The organism is Natrinema salsiterrestre, assembly GCF_029502005.1.
In the GTDB taxonomy this organism is placed as follows: domain Archaea; phylum Halobacteriota; class Halobacteria; order Halobacteriales; family Natrialbaceae; genus Natrinema; species Natrinema salsiterrestre.
In genome coordinates this window covers 110,223-128,383 of sequence record NZ_JAMQOT010000008.1, presented here as the reverse complement: position 1 = coordinate 128,383, position 18,161 = coordinate 110,223, and the positions used below count along the sequence as shown (strand labels likewise).

Sequence of the window (18,161 nt, the reverse complement as noted above, 5' to 3'; positions counted from 1 at the left end):
ACGACCGATCGGATCGACCGCCCGATCGGTGTCGGTCTCCCGTCACGGATCCGTGAAGTTCGTTCGACCCGCGGATCGCGGCTTGCGACCGCTTGCCGAGCCCCGACCCACGGAGGAGAGCTGCTGATGGCATTAGGATACGTCACACTCGTCACGATAGCGACCGTCTGCCTCGGAGTTGCAGCGACCTGCGGGCTCTGTGCCCGCTTCGCGGCGCTCCCGCGAACGGCCGCGGAACTGTGGCGTCGAGTCCGAACTATCGCGCCCTATCTCGGCGTTTTGGGAGTGATCTTACTGGCAAAACGGTGGACGCACTATCGCAGGTTGGAGCTCTCCTACGCGCTCGATTGGGATCTCACCGACGAGATCTACGCCGTCGAAGGGTCGTTCGTCGCTTCCCTGCAGGACATCGTCCCCGACGCACTGATCGGATTCTTCTCCGCGATGTACATGTTCGGGTTCCCGTACCTGTTGGCGACCGCCTTCGTCCTCTACTTCCTCTTGCCGACCCAGCGCCGCGTCACGGAACTGCTCGCCGCGTTCTCCCTCAACACGCTGATCGGATCCCTCTTCTATACGGTGTTCATCGCCTACGGCCCGCGCAATCACCTCTCGAGCGTCGACGGGCTGATGTACCAGTTCTATCCGCAGACGCAGGAACTCACGGCCGAAATCTCGGCGAACACGAACGTGTTCCCGTCGCTGCACACGTCGCTGGCGGTTATCGTGCTCCTGTTCGCCTGGCGGTCCCGCCGCACGTACCCGCGGTGGTTCCCGATCGCAGCGACCGTGTCGACGTTCGTCGTCTTCTCGACGATGTATCTGGGAATCCACTGGCTGGTCGACGTCGTCGCGGGCGTCGCACTCGCCGTCTGGTGTGTCCTCGCGGCCGAACGAATCGTCGACTGGGAGAGCGATTCCGACCGCGTTTCCGTTCCCGGCGACGGCGAGGACGGTATCGCCTCCGAAGTCAGCGACTGACTCGACGGCTCGAGACTCGGTTCGTCCCGATTCCGGTCGAATCGGGGCCGGGACGACCGACTGCGTCACCCCGTGTACTCGCTCCCGATGACCTCCCGAATCCGTTCGGCGGTCACCTTCCCGACGCCGTCTGCCTCCTGTAGCTCTTCCTCGGTCGCGATCATCACGCCCTCGACCGTGCCGAACTCCTCGAGCAGCGATCTGGCCGTGACGGGACCGATCTCGGCGATCGAGGAGACCACGTACTCCTGTTGCTCGCTCAGGGTCTTCGAGCCCTTCTCGCCGTGGACCGACACTTCCCGATCGGCGGTCGCCTGCTCTCGACCGGCGATCACCGCCAGCAGTTCGGTCGTATCGTCCTCGCTCTCGGTGCGCAGGATGCTCGCGCCGAAATCGACGGCGAGACTCGAGAGCGCCCCCCGGACCGCGTTCGGGTGGACGTCCCGCTGTTCGTACAGCCCCTCGCCCTCGACGATCACGATCGGCCGGGAGTAGTGGCGGGCCATCGCGCCGACCTGCTCGAAGACCGACCGGTCGCCCCCGACCAGCGAGTCGACGAAATCGGCGACGGACTTGCGCTCGACGACGACCCGATCCGACAGGACGTAGTCGCCGACGTCGAGCGTCTCGAGGGTGATGTCGTACTCCTCGCGCCGCGAGAGCTCGCGGGCGATGTTCGCGTCCATCTCCCGCTGGTCGGCGACGACCGCGACGGTGTCGCCCTCGGCGTGTGGCTCGTGGGTCTCGACGTCCTCGTCTGTCTCGTCGTCTTCGTTATTCGACACGTCTCCGGTTCCGTCATCACTACCCGTTTCCGAGTTGTTTTTCCCGAATTCTTGCAGTCCCGGCCCCGCTGTAACCCCCTCGCTTCGGCTGGAGGAATCGCCGACGGCGTCGGTGTCGTCGCTGTTCCCGTCCACTTTCACTCCGCCCTCCTCTCCGGCCCCGAAATCGGTCAGCGACTGCTGTGAATCGTCGAGTTCCTCGGCGATTTCGGGGGCCAGTCCCTTCAGTTCGCGGAGCTCGTTTTCCATCTCCTTCTCGCGTCGCCGCGAGATCCAGAAGTAGGCCTCGTCGCGCGTATCCTCCGCCATGAGGACGACGACCCTGCCCTCGGTCTGGCGGCCGGTCCGCCCCTTCCGCTGGATCGATCGGATGGCGGTCGGCACCGGCTCGTAGAAGAGCACGAGATCGACCTCCGGCACGTCGAGTCCCTCCTCGGCGACCGAGGTGGAGACGAGCACCTCGAACTCGCCGGCGCGGAACTCGTCTAACACCTCCTGCTGTTCGTTCTGGGTCATCCCGTCGGAGCCCTCGCGATCGCCCTGTCCGACGAACCGTTTCGCGTCGAAGCTCTCGGAGAGGAACTCCGTCAGCGCCTCCGCCGTGTCGCGGGATTCAGTGAAGACGATCACGCGCTCGCCGCCCTCGAGCCCCAGGGTTTCCGCGAGCAGCATGCGGGCTTTGCTGTACTTGGGGTGGATCTCGTCGAAGCTCTCGGCCTTTCGCATGGCCTCTCGAACGCGCGGGTCCGAGACCATCCGCTGGCTCGCCTTCGACGCCCCCGACGAGCGGGCCTGATTGCGCTGGCGCTCGAAGTAGCGACGGAGCGCCTCGACGCTCTGGGTTTCGACCAGCGTGACCGCCTGCCGGAGCTTCATCACCTCGGCGTGGATCGACATCCCCTCGAACCCCTCCGACTGATCGTTGTTGATCAGCTCCTGCAGTTCGGCCCGCATCCGGTTCAGGTCCTTCTGGGACTGGTCGGGCTGCGTCGAGCTCGCGACGCCCAATTCCTTGAGCTTCTCGAGACGTTCTTTGATGACCTCGTTCAGGGCGTCCCGAATCTCGAGGACCTCCTCGGGGAGGTCGATGCGTTCCCACTCGACGTCGGTGTCGTGGGTGAACTCGTCGACGTCGGCGTCCTCCTCGGTCATCACCTCGACCTCGTCCAGACCGAGGTTTTCACAGACCTCGAGGATGGCCTCCTCGTCGCCGCCGGGCGAGGCCGACATGCCGGTCACGAGCGGCTGCTCGGCGTCGGCGTGGTAGCGCTCGGCGATGTAGTTGTAGGCGTAGTCGCCGGTCGCGCGGTGACACTCGTCGAAGGTGATGTGCGTGACGTCGGCGAGCGAGATTCGACTCCCGACGAGGTCGTTCTCGATCACTTGCGGGGTCGCCATCACGACCGTCGCCGACTCCCACATCTCGGCGCGGTCGTCCGGACTGACGTCGCCGGTGAAGACGACGATCTCCTCGTCCGGTATCTGCAACGCTTCGCGATAAAAGTCCGCGTGCTGCTGGACGAGGGGTTTCGTCGGCGCGAGCATCAGCGACTTCCCGCCGACCTCGTCGAGGCGACGCGCCGTCACGAGCAGGCTCACCGTCGTCTTCCCCAGCCCCGTCGGGAGACAGACGAGCGTGTGGTGGTTCGCGGCCGTCCCGGCGAGTTTCAGCTGGTAGAGTCGCCGCTCTAAGAAGTCGGGCTCGAGGAGCGGATGCTCGATAGACGCGATGTCCTCGTCCGTCGTTGCCATTACCCCTCGTTCATCGTCGCCGCGAATAAGGATTCCCGTACCGCGGTGAAAGTGGTCTCGCGGTCGGCGATGCCGTGGTCGAGCCACGGATGGTCGTATCTATAAATTCGCTTGTAACGGAGGAGACGTATGGAATCTCGAACGCTCGCGCGCCGCCTCCCGGACGGCGGCTCGATCCTCACCGCGATCGGCTTCGTCCTGCTGGTCAACCTCGTCGGCGCGGCTCCCAGCGCGGTCTCCTCGCCCGACACGCCGTGGTTTCGCGCCCTCGAGAAACCGGACTTTTACCCGCCCGCGATCGCGTTCCCGATCGTCTGGACGCTGCTGTTCACCCTGCTCGGCGTCGCGCTGTGGCTCGTCTGGCGCTGCGACGCCGACGGCCGCCGCCTCGCGCTGGGACTGTTCGCCGCCCAGATGGCGTTCAACGTCGCCTGGACGCCCGCGTTCTTCGCGCTCGAGGCACCGCTCGTCGCGCTGGGGATCATCCTCGTCCTCTGGGGGCTCGTCGTCGGGACGATCGTCGCGTTCCGACGGGTCGACCGCCGGGCAGCGGCGTTGCTGGTCCCGTATCTGGCGTGGGTAACCTTTGCGACCGTGCTCAATTTCGAACTCTGGCGGTTGAACGCCTGAGTGACGCGTCCATCCGTCTCCTCGAGACTCGGTTACTGCTCGTCGAGTCGGGGGAGCCACCACGTGAACACGACCGCGACGGCGACGAACCCGGCCAGCATGAAATAGGCCTCGTCGAAGTAGCCCCGATCGGCGAGCGCGCCGAACAGGACCGGGCTCATCGCGCCGATCGTCATGTAGACGGTCCGCAGGAAACCCAGCCCGGTCCCCTGCATGTCCGCCGGAAACGCCGAGGTCATGTACGGCAGCGTGATCGTCCCGTAGCCGAGGATGCTCGAGAGGAAGACGGTCCCGACGACGATGGGCCAGAACCCCTCGAGGAAGGGGAGGGCGACCAGCGAGAGCACGACGATACCCAGCACGGGCGGCAGCGATTTCCGTATCCCGAACCGGTCGTACAGCCGGCCCGTCAGCGGCTGGACGACGATCCCCATCGCGAAGAAGGCGCTGAACAGGCCGGTAGCGACCCCCTCGGGGAACTCCTTGATCTGGATCAGGTAGGTCGGATAGAAGCCCGTAAACGCCTGCCAGACGCAGTACGTGAGGATCTGGATCGCGGTCACGGTGACGATCTCGGGCCGGCGCAGCTCCGAGCCGACGTAGCGGACCGTCGCGAGCGAGACGCTGTCGACGGCGCTCCCGGCGCTCGAGGTGCGCGCGGGGACGACGAGCCGGAGTCCGACGGCGACGACGGCGAAGGCCGGCACCGCGAGGCCGAAGCCGTACTGCCAGGCGAACGCCGACGCGATGGCGCCGGCGGCCAGCGGCAGGAGCGTGTTGCCGGCCTGGCCCGCCGCCATCGTCACGCCGATCGCGGTGCCGTCGTTGTCGGGGTAGGTGTCGGACAGCGTGGTAAACCGGGCGACCCCGTACAGCGCCGTCCCGAAGCCGAACGCGGCCGTGGCGACGTACACGATCGGTGCCGAGCCGGCGACGGCGACGAGGCCCACCGTCGCCGCGGAGATCACGGTACTCGCGACGAGGACGTTCCCCTCTCCGAACCGATCGGCGAGCAGCCCGCCCGGGAGCTGCCCCAGCGCGTAGCAGAGCCAGAGGACCGTCAACAGGAGCCCGGCGGTCGTCAGGTCGAGTCCGAAGTCCCGTCGGAGATAGGGGAGCAACACCGGATACGCGAGGCGAACGCCGATCGAGAGGAACCAGCCGGCGGCGACGGCACTCAGAACGCCGCCGCGGCCGTCCGCCAGAAAGGCTCGCAGGGTCGATCGCCGATCCGTCGTTTCTGGCTCCGACACGGGTCGCCCCTTCGCCGGCGATGGCCTTGAGGGGACGAGAACTGGACGGCTTTGCCGATATCGGCACGGCCGGGCGCGGGGCGCGCGGCACGCCGACTGGCGAACGCTGACGGACGAGTCGGCCGCGCGCTATACCGCCAGCGGCGCGAACTGGAGCGCCAGATACGCCAGACAGGCGGCGTAGATCGGGATGGTGAGATTGTCGTCGATGATGTAGGTGCGGATCTCGAGGGTCACGCCGTCCGCGATCGTCGCACCGACTGCGGCGACGAGCGCCGCCGTGATCGGCAGGAAGGGGATCGCGATCACCGTCGAGACGAGAAACATCGTCCCGAGCACTTTCGGCGGTTTGACCCGCTGGAGACTGTTGTCCGAGACCATTCCGCTGATCGGATCGCCCAGCGCGAGCATCAACATCGCGGGAAGCGCGATATCCGGTTCGAAGACTACCACGACGGCAGCCATACTGATCAGATACAGCGCGTAGGCGGCAGGATTGTCCTGCTCGTACTCCCGAGTAAGCACGTCGTAGAGCCGCCAGTCGAGTCCGATCTGGAGTCGGACGAACTCGAGGACGAGCGCACCGGCCGCGAGGACGACCATGAGGATCCGAAATCGGTGCCACGTCAGCCCGACCTCGAGATAGTTGGCAAGCAGATAGAGGGCGACCAGCCCCGAGCCACTGGCGTGGACGAGTCGCCGCTTCAGTTCGTCGGCCATCACTTCCTGCCTCGAGAGAGGTGACCTTCAGTCCGTCGGTTAGTTCTCCCGAGCACTATATATTATTTAAAGGCGTGACGGCGATCGAGGGCGATTTTCACCGCGCGACGTCAGACTTCGGTGTTCGGTTCCAGCGGGACGCGCTCGAGGCCGACCGTCTCGTAGTCCATCTCGCCGGACAGAACATGACTCTCTCGAGTCTTCGAGCGCCGCCGCTTACTCTCCGAGCTCCTCGAACGCGAGGTCGCCGGCGCGAATCGCCGACAGCGTCTCGGCCAGCTCGCCGATCGCGAGTCGCTTCTGCTCCGTGGAGTCGCGTTCGCGGACCGTGACGCCGCCCTCGTCCCGCTCGATGCTCTCGTAATCCACCGTCACGCAGAACGGCGTACCGACCTCGTCCTGGCGGCGGTAGCGCCGGCCGATGTTCCCCGAGTCGTCGTACGTGACCGACAGGCCCGCTTCGCGGAGGTCCGCCGCGATGTCCCGCGCCGCGTCCTCGAGTTCGTCGTCGTTTTGCAGGGGGAAGACGCCGACGAACGTGGGTGCGACCTCGGGGTCGAGCTCGAGGAAGGTCCGTTCCTCGCCGGCGACTTCGTCCTCGCGGTAGGCGTGGTGGAGGACGGTGTAGACCAGCCGGTCCACGCCGAAGGAGGGCTCGATCACGTGCGGGGTGATGTGCTTGCCGGCCTCCGTCTGCTCCTCGACGGCGAACCCGGTCTTCTCGACGGGGATCTCGTGGGTCTCGCCTTCGAGGTCGATCTCGACCGCGTCGCCCTCGAACGCCGACCGGTCGCGGGCAGCAAGGGCCTCGAGTTCGCTCACCACCGCCTGTGCGTCGCCGCCGAACTCCGGACCGAGGTAGCTCATGTCGGGATCGACCGTCGCGCGTTCGACGGTCTTCGGCTCGTCGTACTGCTTGAAGACGGTAAAGCGGTCGCCGGAGTGTTCGGCGTGTTTCGAGAGGTCGTAATCGCTCCGGTAGGCGAAGCCGGCCATCTCGATCCAGTTGCCGTCGATCTCGCTCTCGGCGTCCCAGCAGTCCGCCGCGTAGTGGGCGCGTTCGCCCGAGAGGTGCTGGCGGAACCGGAACCGGTCCATGTCGACGCCGACGGCGTCGTACCACGGCTTCGCGACGCCGAGGAAGTACGCGACCCACGGACTGGCGATGGTTCCGTCGTCGACGGCCTCGCCGATCGTCGTCCGAATCTCCTCGCCGCCGTCGGCGTTTTGCTCGCTAGCGGGGTAGAGCGTCACCTCGACGTCCGCGACGCTCTCGAGGTCCGGCTCGTCCGCCTCGGGGTCGATGAAGTACTCGAGTTCGGCCTGCGTGAACTCCCGGGTGCGGATGATCGAGCGCCGGGGACTGATCTCGTTGCGGTAGGCGCGGCCGATCTGGGTCACGCCGAACGGGAGTTGATTGCGCGCGTACTCCTTGAGCCGCGGGAATTCGACGAAGATGCCCTGTGCCGTCTCGGGGCGCAGGTAGCCGGGGTCGGAGTCGCCGGGGCCGATGGTCGTCGCGAACATGAGATTGAACGCGTCGACGGCCTGCCCCGCCAGTCCCGCGCCGCAGGAGGGACAGACGAGTTCGTACTCCGCGATGACGTCCTCGACCTCGGGAATGGGGAGGCTCTCGGCGTCCTCGTACTCGGTCTCGTCCTCGACCACGTGGTCCGCGCGGTGACTCTCGCCGCACTCGGGACACTCGACGAGCATGTCGTCGAACCCGTCGAGATGACCCGACGCTTCGAAGACGGGTTCGGGCATGATGGTCGGCGCATCGATCTCCATGTTGCCCTCCGCGACCGCGAAGCGGTCGCGCCAGGCGTCCTCGACGTTGCCCTTCAGCGCTGCCCCCTGCGGACCGAACGTGTAGAAGCCGCCGACGCCGCCGTACGCGCCCGAGGACTGGAAGAAGTAGCCCCGGCGTTTCGCCAGCTCGACCAGTTTCTCGCTCGTGCGTTCGCGCTCGGCCGCGGGCTCTCGCTCACTCATAGAGCGCCTCCAGGAGATCGACGTCGCGGACGATGCCGACGAGCTCCTCGCCCGTCACCATCGGAATCTGTTCGATGTCGTTGCTGATCATCCGCTGTGCGGCCTCCTGAATCGACATCTGCGCCGAGACCGTCACCACGTCGTCGCTCATGAACTCCCGAACCGGACCCGTCGGAATCTCGATGTCCCGCGTGGGAAGGTAGCGGCTCCCGACGGCCTTGATCCCCTCCCAGGACCACTCGTCGTCCTGATCGCCGAAGTTGTCGCCCGTTTCCTCCTCGCCCTCGACGATCCGGGCGACCTCGAGGATGTCGACCTCCGTGAGGACGCCGTTCATCCGGCCGTCGTCGTCCAGTGCGATCGTGTAGGGGACGTTCGCGTAGGACAGTTCCCGTTCGGCCACGGGCAGGGGCGCACCCTCGTAGGTCGTGTTCACGTCCGCGCTCGCGTAGGACTCGACGGTCCCCTCGGTCTCCTGATCGCCCGCCGCGATCGCGTGGATAACGTCCGTCACGGTGACGATTCCCTCGAATTCGCCGTCGACGACCGGAACGCGGCGTGCTCCCTCTTCGACCATCGTCCGCGCGACGTCTTCGAGCGACGTCTCGGCGGTCGTCGTCGGTACGTCCTCCATCAGCATGACGAGCTGGTCCTCGTCCGGCTGCTCGATGAGCGCCTCCCGCGAGATCAGCCCGCGGTATTCGAGGCCGTCGTCGGTCGATTTGACGACCGGGACGGACGAGAACGACTGTTCTTGCAGGTACTCGAGGACGTCCGAGCGGGTCCCCGGCAGGTCGGCGGTCACCACGTCGTCACGGGACGTCATCGCGTCGGCTACGTTCATATCCCCACGGTACGGCGAAAATGAGTATAAACCCAGTGTTTCGCGGACCGGCTACCCGTTCGATTCCCGATCGGTCTCGTTCCGGGACAGTCCGATTCGATGAGTTTATATATACGTGAGTGTCACTCTCTCACATGGCGACGAACCCCCACGCCATGACGTCCGACGAAACGATCGTTGGTTCGATTGATTCGACGGCCACGAGCGACGAGTACGTCATCGCGGACATCTCCGCGGACGGCGCATGGCTTTCCATGCAGGCGGACGACGCGCCGACGCTCCCGGCCTGGCGATAACTGGGGTGGGAAACGGGATTATTCTTCGACCAGTCCGGTCGCGACAACCGTCGCGACCGATAACGGCATACCGACGGTCGCTGCTGGTATCCGTGCTGCCCACTGTTCGTACGCCTCCCGCGTCGGAAACGCGTTGACCACTGGGCAGATCATCTCGTAAGCAGCCTCGAGCGTCGGCTCTCCATCAGGTAGCGGTTCGTCCGTTGCGATGCCGAACGAAACGGCGGCCGTCGACGGCGTCGCGATCAGGTCCCCGGTCCCCGTTGCCCGAGCTTCGATGGCCGTTCCGTCAGGACTCCGCGTGTGAATCGCGACCGGCCTTGCTGCCAGTTCGGCGAGCGCAACGGCATCGTAGAAACACTTGAAATCGTAGCGCGCGCCGTCCAGTTCGCCCCAGTGGTCCGTCTCGCCGTCCGCGTGACAGAGTTCCTCGATACCGATCGGGCCGCCGCCGGTTTGCCGGCGGAGTTCGGTGACCCACTCCTCGAGCGTGGTGATCGACGCGCCGCCGAAGAACGCCGTCATCGCGGTCCGGACGTCGTCCGGAAGGGACGTCTCCATGACCGACGCGTCGCCGAGCCATCGATCGACCGTCGATTCGCTCTCACTCTCCGCGTCCGCGGGCAGGTTCGCGACTGTGCCACAACACTCACACGTTTGGTCCCTCATATACCATTACTTCGACTCACGAAGTACTTGTACTGTCGAGTCCGAAGTAACGGAGTAACTGCGGTGAACGAAAGCAATGACTGAAGCGACCGACGACCGATCCGAACCGTCCGATTCGCCCTGCGACGTCGACTGTTACTGTCAGCTAAACGGGCTAATGGACCTCCTTAGTCGCCGGTACGCGATGCAATTGATCTGCGTCGTCGGTGCCATCGGTCCGGCGCGCTACGGCGAGATCGAAGACACGTTCGAGTCGGTGAGCAGTTCGACGCTCTCGAGTCGTCTCGATGACCTCGTCGACGCCGGCTACCTCTCCCGAGAGCAGTACGCGGAGATTCCGCCACGCGTCGAGTACGACCTCACGGACGCGGGCGAGGAACTCTGCCGGCGACTGCAACCGCTGCTCGAGTGGGCCGCCGATCGAGACGTATGATCGTGCTCGCCTCGAGACGCGCCGTTCTACGACTCGCCGCCTATCCGTACGATTTAGTACACTGCTGGCGATTATGCCGGCTATGAGACGTTCCCAGCCCGAACGCGACACGGGGGGCGACTCGAACGACGAGTTCGGGGCCGACCCCGACGGTTCCCGTCCCTCGGTGGTCTCCCTTTTCACTGCGCTGATCCCACCGGCAGTCGCCCGACGCGCGATCGCCGCATCCGTCACGACCGACCGGGACGTCTACGAACGCGATGAGCCCGTCGAAATCACCGTCGCGTTCGAGAACCGACTCCCGATCCCCGTCGAACTCCCGACGCCCCGCCAGCGCCGCTGGGGCTGGACGATCGACGGCCACCTCGAGGCCAGCGACGAGCGTCTCTACACCCGTGACCGGCCAGCCACCTTCGACTTCCGCGGCGGCGAGCGAAAACGGCTGTCGGTGACGTGGAACGGCCGCCTCGAGCGGGTTCGAAACGAGGGCCGCCGCGAATCCGTGGTTCCCGAGCCGGGCGAGTACGAGATTCGGGCGTTCGTCGCGACCGACGAAACGGCGAGTCGGCCCAGCGATTCGACGACGATCAGACTCGAGTAGCGGCGGGATCGGCCCGTCACCGGTACCGGGGAGCGTTCGAACGGGGCCCGTAGCTCACGCGACCCTCACCGGTGCTCGATCGAGTGAGCAATCGCTCGTATCGGACTACTCCGGTCGACGAGGAGGTAAAAAGGGCCGCGTCCGGGGAGTCCGTTCATGGACTCCACGCTCACCGGTGAGGAAGCCGACCGGCGGAACGCGCGTTGCGGGGCGGCCGTCCTCGGTCGTCGCCCGATCGCCCTCGAGTTCGAGGTCGGACCGTTCTCGGAACGCGGATCTCTGGGAGAGCGGCGGTGGACCCCTCTCGGAGCGCAAAAGTCGGACGCCGTTCGCAACTCGCCTCGAAGCTCGTTTCCCCGTCGGACCGCGGCCGAATCGGGTGATCGGTTCTCGGTCGTTGCTCGCTGTCGGCTTACCCAGTTAGGAACCCGCCCGGCGAAACGCGCGTCTCGGGCCGGCCGTCGTCGCTCGTCTGGACGCCCGAAAACGAGGGCGAGTGGTCGATCGTTCGCTGTACCTTCGCGGCGGTGTCCGTGTACGTTGCCAGGATGGCGAGTATCTTACTCATACACGAGTTAATACTCGCGGCACACGGATAAGCATTATTGCGATTATCGACCGTGTTGGATGATCGACGATCGAGACGTGAGTGAACGATTCGCACTATCCCGTTGGGTGCCGTTTCCCCTCTCGAATCGGCCAGCAGAAGCGCCGAGACGCGACGTCGAGCGCGCGCGAAATCGCTACCGGTGCAGGTGACAGGCCGCGAGATGCTCCCCGTCGCCGTACTCGGCTTCGAGTTCGTACGCCGGCCGCTCGCGCGCACAGATACTCTGCTCGGCGAAGGACTCGAGTAGCAGGTCGGTCGCCGCCGACCAGTGCTCGGTTTCGTCGTCCGCATCGATATCCGCGTTCCGGTCGCTAGCGATCAGTTCGATCGCCTCGTCGACGGTCGATCCCGCCTCGCCCCGCGGCAGATCGCCGTCGAAGAACTCGGTCTCGATCCGGCTCGCGGGCATCGGTTCGAACGTCCGCCGCTTGACCGCTCGCATGAACGCCCGCGTCTGTGCCCACTCCTCGCCCCGCCAGTCGTACGCGTCGGGGGCGATCACGCGCGGACACCGCGTCCGGAACCGACAGCCCGACGGCGGATCGACCGGGCTCGGCACCTCTCCCTCGAGCACCCCTCGCGCACCGTTCTCCCGCGGATCCGGGACGGGAATCGACTCGAGCAGGGCGCGCGTGTAGGGGTGTTGTGGGTTCTCGAACAGTTCCTCCTTCTCGGCGAGTTCGACGATATTCCCGAGGTACATCACCGCCACGCGGTCGCTGATGTGCCGGATCACCGAGAGGTCGTGGGCGATGAAGAGGTAGGTGAGCCCGAACTCCTCCTGGAGCTTTTCCATCGTATTCAGCACCTGCGCCTGGATCGAGACGTCCAGTGCGGAGACTGGTTCGTCACAGACGACGAAGTCGGGATCGACCGACAGCGCCCGCGCGAGGTTGATCCGCTGGCGCTGGCCGCCCGAGAAGGCGTGGGGATGGCGGTTGTAGTGGCGCGGGTCGAGCCCGACTTTCTCGAGGAGCTCTTTCGCCCGGGCTTCCCGCCCCTCGTCGTCGAGCATGTCGTGGGCCCGCATCGGCTCCTCGATGATCTGGCCGACCTTCATCCGCGGGTCGAGCGAGGACTGCGGATCCTGAAAGATCATCTGCATGTCCGAGCGCGTCTGCCGGAGCCGTTCCCCGCTGAGGTCGGCCAGATTCTCCCCCTTGAAGTAGATGTCTCCCTCGGTGGGCTCGAGTAGTCGCAGGATCGTCCGACCGAGCGTACTCTTCCCACAGCCGGACTCGCCGACGAGCCCGAGCGTCTCACCGGGCTGGATCTCGAGGGTGACGTCGTCGACCGCCTTGACGGTCTCGCGATCGACGCTGATCGGCGGGAACTGGCTCGGCTCGAACTCCATGCCCGCCAGCAGTCCCGAGTCCTGATTGAAGTACTTCGTGACGCCGTCGAGCTCGAGCAGCGCGTCGTCCGATTCGTAGCCGCTGTCTTCGTCCAGTCGGATGCCGCTACTCACGACCCTCACCTCCGCTGTCGTCGCCCGCCGGATTCACCGCGAGTTCCGACTCCGGCTCGCGTTCGGTCGATCCGACGGCCCCCTCGAGCATCGAGCTGTCCTCGTAGCCGGCGTCGAAGGCGTCGTGTTTCACGCAAGCCGCGCGATGAGCCTCGCCGTCTGCGTCGGCGACGGTCTTCGCCTCGGGGTGGACCCGTTTGCACACCTCCCGTGCGTCGGGACAGCGCGGGTGGAACCGACAGCCCGACGGCGGGTTGATCGCTTCGGGCATCACCCCCTCGATCGCCTCGAGTTCCGTGACGGTGCGATCGGGACGGGGAATCGAGTTCAGCAAGGCGTTGGTGTAGGGGTGTTTGGTGTCGTAGAACAGTTCGTCGACGGGGGCTTGCTCGACGATTTCGCCCAGATACATCACGTTTACCCGATCGCAGATCTCGGCGACGACGCCCATATCGTGGGTGACCCAGATGAAGCTCGTGCCGTACTTGTCCTGGAGATCGTCGACGAGATCGAGGATCTGCCCCTCGACGGTGACGTCCAGTGCCGTCGTCGGCTCGTCGGCGATGATCAGGCTGGGTTCGCAGGCCAGCGCCATCGCGATGAGCACGCGCTGGCGCATGCCGCCGGAGAACTGGTGTGGATACTCCTCGTAGCGCTCTTCGGGATCCGGAATACCGACCTCCCGAAGCATGTCGATCGCCTCCGTTTTGGCCTCGTCTTTCGACAGCCCCCGGTTGAGTTCGATGAACTCCCGGAGCTGCCCGCCGACGGTGAAGACCGGATTGAGCGACTCCATCGGGTCCTGAAAGATCACCGCGATCTCGTTGCCCCGGATCCGGGTCCTGATCTCCTCGTTCGAGAGCATGTCGTCGCGCTCTTGGAGCTCGCCGTCGGGTCCCTCCTCGAGGCCGAAGATGGTTTCCCCTTTGTAGGTTATTTCGCCGGCGACGATCTCGCCGGGGTTCTCGACGAGCCGCAGCAGGCTCATCGAGGCGACGCTCTTGCCGGCGCCGCTCTCGCCGACGAGGCCGACGATCTCGCCCTCGCGGACCTCGAAGGAGATGCCGTCGACGGCGCGTACTGTACCGGTTTCCGTGAAGAACTGCGTTTTGAGGTTTTCGACGCGAAGTAGTGGTTCGGAACTCATTGTTAGTCGTCGATTCGGGGGTCGAGGGCGTCCTGCAGGCCGTCGCCCAGCAGGTTGAAGCCCATGATGGTGATCATAATCGCCAGTCCCGGCCAGATCGAGAGCCAGAGGTTCGAGTGCATGTAGCCGTGTGAGATGTTGAGCATCTGGCCCCAGTCGGGGGTCGGCGGCTGTGCACCGTAGCCGAGGAACGAGAGACCGGCGACGACGAGGATCGTCACGCCGATCTGGAGCGTCGCGTACACCAGCACCGGCGCGAAGCTGTTCGGGACGACGTGTCGCATGATGATGTTGCGGTCCTTTACGCCGGACGCTCGCGCCGCTTCGATGTAGTCCATCTCGCGGATGCTCAGGACCCGGCTCCGGATGATACGTGCGAAGATGGGTACGAACGTGATCCCGACGCCGATCACCGCGTACCAGATGCTCGTCCCGCCGACGAAGACGGTGAAGACGATGATGAGGATCAGCGGCGGAATCGAGTAAATCATCTCGACGACCCGCATCAGAATGTCGTCGGTCTTGCCGCCGTAGTAACCGGCGACAGCACCGATAATCGTTCCGATGGAGAGGCCGATGAACGTCGAGACGATCCCGACGAACACCGACACCTGTGTGCCGTAGACGATCCTCGTGAAGTAGTCTCGCCCCGTATGGTCGGTCCCAAGCGGGTGCTCGATCGTGCCGCCGGCCGGCAGCGGGTTCCACGACTGCTCTGCGAGCGGGAAGTACGGTGGCATGTGCTGTGTCCCCTCTCCCGGTGGCGGGATGCGCGTGGGATGATCGAAGATCGGTAACGCCTGTGCGAACGCGTAGTCCGGTAGTCGTCCGAACGTGAGCAGGGAGAGGTTGCTGTCCACGATCGCATAGGTCGCGACGGTTATCACGAACGCCACGACGTACAACCCCCAGCGGGCGGTCGTATCCTGCTTGATCTGTGCCAGCGTGTATCGCCAGCCGACGCGGGCCTCGACGTCTCCCTCATCGACCGCCGATTCGGTGTCACTCCCGAGTTGTGATTCTCCGACTGCCATGATTAGTCCCTCTCACCGTAGGTGACCCGTGGATCGACGTACGCATACGAGATGTCGGTGATGATGACGCCGACCACGAACAGAAAGCCGAGCATCATCGTGATACCCATCACGAGCTGGTAGTCGTTTTGTTGGATCGCTTCAATGAACAGCTGTCCCATCCCGTTGATGTTGAATACCGTCTCGGTCAGTACCGCCCCCCCGATCGCCGTCGACAGGTTCGCACCGACGATCGTGATAATCGGCAACTGGGCGACCTGGAAGGCGTGCTTCCGAAGAATCGTCCGTTCGGGTACGCCGTAGGCGCGGGCCAGTTTGACGTACTCTCCCTGCAGGGACTCGATCATCTGCGTGCGCTCGACGCGCATGATCGTCGCCATCTGCAAGGTCCCCAGCGCGATCATCGGCAACAGCAGATGTCTTGCCGTCTCGTAGTACAACTCGAGATGGCCGTTGATCCCCGGATAGGAACTGGGCGGTCGCCACGGGTAATAGAGCCCGCTGGAGGGGAGCCAGCCCAGTTTGACCGCGAAGATCAGGATCAGGACGATCCCGATCCAGAACGACGGGGTGCTGACGCCGAAGAGCGCGGCGACCCGCGAGGCGTGATCGGTCGGTTCGTTTCGCCTGTTGGCGGCGACGACCCCGAGCGGAATCGCGGTTACCAGCGCGAACGCGTACGCCGAGAGGACGAGCAGGAGCGTCGGTCCGAGCCGATCCAGTATCAGCGCACTGACCGGGCGTTGATAGTAGATGCTCTGGCCGAGATCACCCTCCAGCAGCCCGCTCATGTACGTTATGTACCGTTCGTGTAGGGGTCTATCGAGTCCGTACCGTTGTTCGATCGCTCTGACTAGCTCCTCGCTGTGTTCCTGTCCCTGAAGCATGAGGCTGACCGGATCGCCCGGCCCCAGGTTCGCGAGCAGGAACGTGATGACGGAGATCCCGATCAGGACGGGAATCGCCTGCAAGAGCCTGTATATCGTGTATTTGAGTAGCTTCATTGATTTCCGAATCGGTCTCTCTTCTCGTCGCTACCGTACCTTGACTCGGCGTCACCGATGGCGGGCCGGCGGGGGAACCGGTTCGTCTCTCCCGCCGACCGCAGGCGACACCGCTCACTACGTTCACTCCAGCGACACGTTCGTGTAGTCCGCGACGAGGGTGGGATTTCGATTGACGTTCGGGTGCGCCTGGAGGTCTTGCACGTGGTTCCGCGAGGCCATCGTGTTATCCTGCGTGAACGCCGGCAGTGCCGGGAGTTGTTCGACGATCTCACGGATGACGGGCTCGTAGATCTCGTAGCGTTCCTCCTGTCCGGCCGAGTTGCGTCCCTCGGCGATCGCCTCGTGGAAGCCGTCGCTGCCGTCGTAGTAGTGGCCCTGGTTAGTCCCTGCTCCGCTTTCGTGGAAGAGCGGGTAGAGGTAGTAGTCCGGGTCGGGACCGCCGGTCCAGCCCAGTAAGTACATCTGATAGTCGTCGGCGTTCCCGCTGGTGTACGTATCGACGAGCGTCGCGAAGTCCAGCACCTGCACGTCGGCCCCGTAGCCGATCTCGTCCAGCCGGGTGGCGATCCGTTCGGCGAGTTGCGCGCGGATCCCCTCGGGCGTGATGATCGTCGGCGTGAAGTCGTCCGGCGCGTGTTCGTCGAGCAGCGACTTCGCCTGGTCCGGGTCGTACTCCGGAAGCATGTCCTGATACTCGTCTTCCGGGAACTCCCAGATCTCGTTGACGACCGGCGGAATCGGGCTGTACATCGGCGAGGTCACGTTCTCGCCGTTGGACTCGATGAAGTCGGACATCGAGAACGAGTGGGCGATGGCCCGCCGCACCTCGGGGTTCGTCGTCGGCCCCTCGTTGCAGTTAAACGCCATGTACATGTACGTCGGACTCTCCGACGAGTGGAGGGTGACCCCCTCCTCGTTCTCGAGGACGCTCCAGTCGTCGTTCGGAATGCCCGCGATGACGTCGGTGTTCCCCGCGCGGATCTCGGAGATACGACCCGCCGCGTCGTCGTGGGCCACGAAGCGGGCCTGCTCGATGTTCGGATCGAGATCGCCCCAGTAGTCGTCGTACTTCTCGATCTCGACGTACTCGTTCTCCTGCAGCTCGGAGAACTCGAACGGACCGGCGCCGACCGGATTCTTGTTGAAGTTTTCTCGGTCTTCAGTTCGGTAGCTCTTCGGAACGACCGTCACGCCCATCGTCTGCAGTTCGAACGGGCCGTAGGGGTCTTCACCGAGGTCGACCTGAAGCTGGTAGTCGTCGATGACTTCGGTGCTCTCGATCATGTTGTACGAGGAAGCGTTCTCCGTCTCCTCCTCGACCGGTGCGGTGAACGAGTGGGCGACGTCCTCCGCGGTCACGTCCTCGCCGTTGTGAAATTCGGCCGCCTCCTCGATCTCGAAGATGTACCTGGTTCCGTCGCGCTCGACGGTCGGCTCGCCCGTCGCGAGCTTCGGCTGGAGCTCGAGCCCCTCGTCGAACTCGTAGAGCCCGTCGAAGATGAGCTGAATCACCTGAAAACTGTACGCGTCGTTCGAAATTACCGGATCGAAGTTCTCCTCCCGAGACTGTTCTTGGGTAAAGTGGAGCTGATCGGAACCATCGCTTTCGCTCCCACCGATACACCCTGCGATTGCTGCCGCCGAGACGGCTGCACCCGAACCAAGCAGCCGTCGTCGAGTCAGTTCTGACATCTGCCGTGACATACCGATGACAGCTTCAATGAGTGGGACTATATAATTTTTGGTATCTGTGCGATATATGCCGCAAAAACGTCCCTGTTGGTAGTCGGTTACCGGGCCATCATCCATATATGATGATGACAGTGACTGATGATTGCATACAGTTAGGCTATAGTCTTAATACTTTCTATCCTTGGCCCAACACGTGCCCGTTCGTACACCCCGATGGACGAACGGAGAACTTTTTCTACCCGCC

At 64.6% G+C, this 18,161-nt stretch carries 17 protein-coding genes; 5 read left to right on the top strand and 12 right to left on the bottom strand.

Annotation, left to right across the window (positions count from 1 at the left end):
* Window positions 1–126 precede the first annotated feature (126 nt).
* Entirely contained in the window at window positions 127–981 is an 855-nt protein-coding gene (locus NDI89_RS19430) for a phosphatase PAP2 family protein (protein WP_277523991.1), read from the top strand.
* Window positions 982–1,046: 65 nt separating this feature from the next.
* Here the strand turns inward: NDI89_RS19430 and NDI89_RS19425 are convergent, their stop codons facing one another.
* The gene (locus NDI89_RS19425) at window positions 1,047–3,518 is read right to left on the bottom strand and encodes a DEAD/DEAH box helicase (protein WP_277523989.1); all 2,472 of its coding nucleotides are present in this window, start codon (window positions 3,516–3,518) and stop codon (window positions 1,047–1,049) included.
* 129 nt (window positions 3,519–3,647) lie between these two features.
* Here NDI89_RS19425 and NDI89_RS19420 point away from each other — a divergent pair, with 129 nt between their 5' ends.
* The gene (locus NDI89_RS19420; RefSeq protein WP_277523987.1) at window positions 3,648–4,148 is read left to right on the top strand and encodes a TspO/MBR family protein; all 501 of its coding nucleotides are present in this window, start codon (window positions 3,648–3,650) and stop codon (window positions 4,146–4,148) included.
* 32 nt (window positions 4,149–4,180) lie between these two features.
* On the opposite strand, the gene NDI89_RS19415 is transcribed toward NDI89_RS19420, so the two are convergent.
* The 4 genes from NDI89_RS19415 to NDI89_RS19400 all read right to left on the bottom strand — a co-directional run bounded on the left by NDI89_RS19415 (window position 4,181) and on the right by NDI89_RS19400 (window position 8,960).
* Entirely contained in the window at window positions 4,181–5,401 is a 1,221-nt protein-coding gene (locus NDI89_RS19415) for an MFS transporter (RefSeq protein WP_277523985.1), read from the bottom strand.
* A 129-nt stretch (window positions 5,402–5,530) separates the two neighbouring features.
* Complete coding sequence (locus NDI89_RS19410) at window positions 5,531–6,121, bottom strand: diacylglycerol/polyprenol kinase family protein (RefSeq protein ID WP_277523983.1); 591 nt, start codon at window positions 6,119–6,121, stop codon at window positions 5,531–5,533.
* A gap of 216 nt (window positions 6,122–6,337) precedes the next feature.
* Window positions 6,338–8,116, bottom strand: a complete 1,779-nt coding sequence (gene glyS, locus NDI89_RS19405) for a glycine--tRNA ligase (protein WP_277523981.1) — start codon at window positions 8,114–8,116, stop codon at window positions 6,338–6,340.
* On the bottom strand, window positions 8,109–8,960 hold the full coding sequence (locus NDI89_RS19400; protein ID WP_277523979.1) for a CBS domain-containing protein: 852 nt from the start codon (window positions 8,958–8,960) through the stop codon (window positions 8,109–8,111). Before NDI89_RS19400 ends, glyS begins: the two co-directional genes overlap by 8 nt.
* Window positions 8,961–9,094: 134 nt before the next feature.
* Between NDI89_RS19400 and NDI89_RS19395 the strand changes: the two genes are divergently transcribed.
* The gene (locus NDI89_RS19395; RefSeq protein ID WP_277523977.1) at window positions 9,095–9,256 is read left to right on the top strand and encodes a DUF7556 family protein; all 162 of its coding nucleotides are present in this window, start codon (window positions 9,095–9,097) and stop codon (window positions 9,254–9,256) included.
* A gap of 18 nt (window positions 9,257–9,274) precedes the next feature.
* On the opposite strand, the gene merB is transcribed toward NDI89_RS19395, so the two are convergent.
* The gene (merB, locus tag NDI89_RS19390) at window positions 9,275–9,925 is read right to left on the bottom strand and encodes an organomercurial lyase (RefSeq protein ID WP_277523976.1); all 651 of its coding nucleotides are present in this window, start codon (window positions 9,923–9,925) and stop codon (window positions 9,275–9,277) included.
* 157 nt (window positions 9,926–10,082) lie between these two features.
* On the opposite strand from merB, the gene NDI89_RS19385 reads away from it, so the two are divergent.
* Window positions 10,083–10,358: a winged helix-turn-helix transcriptional regulator gene (locus NDI89_RS19385; RefSeq protein WP_425607768.1), complete on the top strand. Its 276-nt coding sequence runs from the start codon at window positions 10,083–10,085 to the stop codon at window positions 10,356–10,358.
* A gap of 82 nt (window positions 10,359–10,440) precedes the next feature.
* Entirely contained in the window at window positions 10,441–10,959 is a 519-nt protein-coding gene (locus NDI89_RS19380) for a DUF7974 family protein (RefSeq protein ID WP_277523974.1), read from the top strand.
* 412 nt (window positions 10,960–11,371) lie between these two features.
* On the opposite strand, the gene NDI89_RS19375 is transcribed toward NDI89_RS19380, so the two are convergent.
* From NDI89_RS19375 to NDI89_RS19350, 6 genes are all read right to left on the bottom strand, one after another.
* Window positions 11,372–11,527 (bottom strand): hypothetical protein, encoded by a 156-nt coding sequence (locus NDI89_RS19375; protein ID WP_277523973.1) that lies wholly within the window; start codon window positions 11,525–11,527, stop codon window positions 11,372–11,374.
* Between the two features lie 175 nt (window positions 11,528–11,702).
* Window positions 11,703–13,037: an ABC transporter ATP-binding protein gene (locus tag NDI89_RS19370; protein ID WP_277523971.1), complete on the bottom strand. Its 1,335-nt coding sequence runs from the start codon at window positions 13,035–13,037 to the stop codon at window positions 11,703–11,705.
* On the bottom strand, window positions 13,030–14,184 hold the full coding sequence (locus tag NDI89_RS19365) for an ABC transporter ATP-binding protein (RefSeq protein WP_277523969.1): 1,155 nt from the start codon (window positions 14,182–14,184) through the stop codon (window positions 13,030–13,032). The genes NDI89_RS19370 and NDI89_RS19365 overlap by 8 nt, the downstream gene beginning before the upstream one ends.
* Before the next feature lie 2 nt (window positions 14,185–14,186).
* A complete protein-coding gene (locus tag NDI89_RS19360) occupies window positions 14,187–15,218 on the bottom strand; it encodes an ABC transporter permease (protein ID WP_277523967.1) in 1,032 nt (343 codons plus the stop codon).
* A gap of 2 nt (window positions 15,219–15,220) precedes the next feature.
* The gene (locus NDI89_RS19355; protein WP_277523965.1) at window positions 15,221–16,222 is read right to left on the bottom strand and encodes an ABC transporter permease; all 1,002 of its coding nucleotides are present in this window, start codon (window positions 16,220–16,222) and stop codon (window positions 15,221–15,223) included.
* A 123-nt stretch (window positions 16,223–16,345) separates the two neighbouring features.
* Window positions 16,346–17,929: an ABC transporter substrate-binding protein gene (locus tag NDI89_RS19350; protein WP_277523962.1), complete on the bottom strand. Its 1,584-nt coding sequence runs from the start codon at window positions 17,927–17,929 to the stop codon at window positions 16,346–16,348.
* Window positions 17,930–18,161: the final 232 nt, after the last annotated feature.

Coding starts and splice junctions, on each gene's coding strand:
- NDI89_RS19430 (WP_277523991.1), top strand. CDS start 127: ATGGCATTAGGATACGTCACACTCGTCACGATAGCGACCGTCTGCCTC.
- NDI89_RS19425 (WP_277523989.1), bottom strand. CDS start 3,518: ATGGCAACGACGGACGAGGACATCGCGTCTATCGAGCATCCGCTCCTC.
- NDI89_RS19420 (WP_277523987.1), top strand. CDS start 3,648: ATGGAATCTCGAACGCTCGCGCGCCGCCTCCCGGACGGCGGCTCGATC.
- NDI89_RS19410 (WP_277523983.1), bottom strand. CDS start 6,121: ATGGCCGACGAACTGAAGCGGCGACTCGTCCACGCCAGTGGCTCGGGG.
- glyS (WP_277523981.1), bottom strand. CDS start 8,116: ATGAGTGAGCGAGAGCCCGCGGCCGAGCGCGAACGCACGAGCGAGAAA.
- NDI89_RS19400 (WP_277523979.1), bottom strand. CDS start 8,960: ATGAACGTAGCCGACGCGATGACGTCCCGTGACGACGTGGTGACCGCC.
- NDI89_RS19395 (WP_277523977.1), top strand. CDS start 9,095: ATGGCGACGAACCCCCACGCCATGACGTCCGACGAAACGATCGTTGGT.
- merB (WP_277523976.1), bottom strand. CDS start 9,925: ATGAGGGACCAAACGTGTGAGTGTTGTGGCACAGTCGCGAACCTGCCC.
- NDI89_RS19385 (WP_425607768.1), top strand. CDS start 10,083: ATGGACCTCCTTAGTCGCCGGTACGCGATGCAATTGATCTGCGTCGTC.
- NDI89_RS19380 (WP_277523974.1), top strand. CDS start 10,441: ATGAGACGTTCCCAGCCCGAACGCGACACGGGGGGCGACTCGAACGAC.
- NDI89_RS19375 (WP_277523973.1), bottom strand. CDS start 11,527: ATGAGTAAGATACTCGCCATCCTGGCAACGTACACGGACACCGCCGCG.
- NDI89_RS19365 (WP_277523969.1), bottom strand. CDS start 14,184: ATGAGTTCCGAACCACTACTTCGCGTCGAAAACCTCAAAACGCAGTTC.
- NDI89_RS19360 (WP_277523967.1), bottom strand. CDS start 15,218: ATGGCAGTCGGAGAATCACAACTCGGGAGTGACACCGAATCGGCGGTC.
- NDI89_RS19355 (WP_277523965.1), bottom strand. CDS start 16,222: ATGAAGCTACTCAAATACACGATATACAGGCTCTTGCAGGCGATTCCC.
- NDI89_RS19350 (WP_277523962.1), bottom strand. CDS start 17,929: ATGTCACGGCAGATGTCAGAACTGACTCGACGACGGCTGCTTGGTTCG.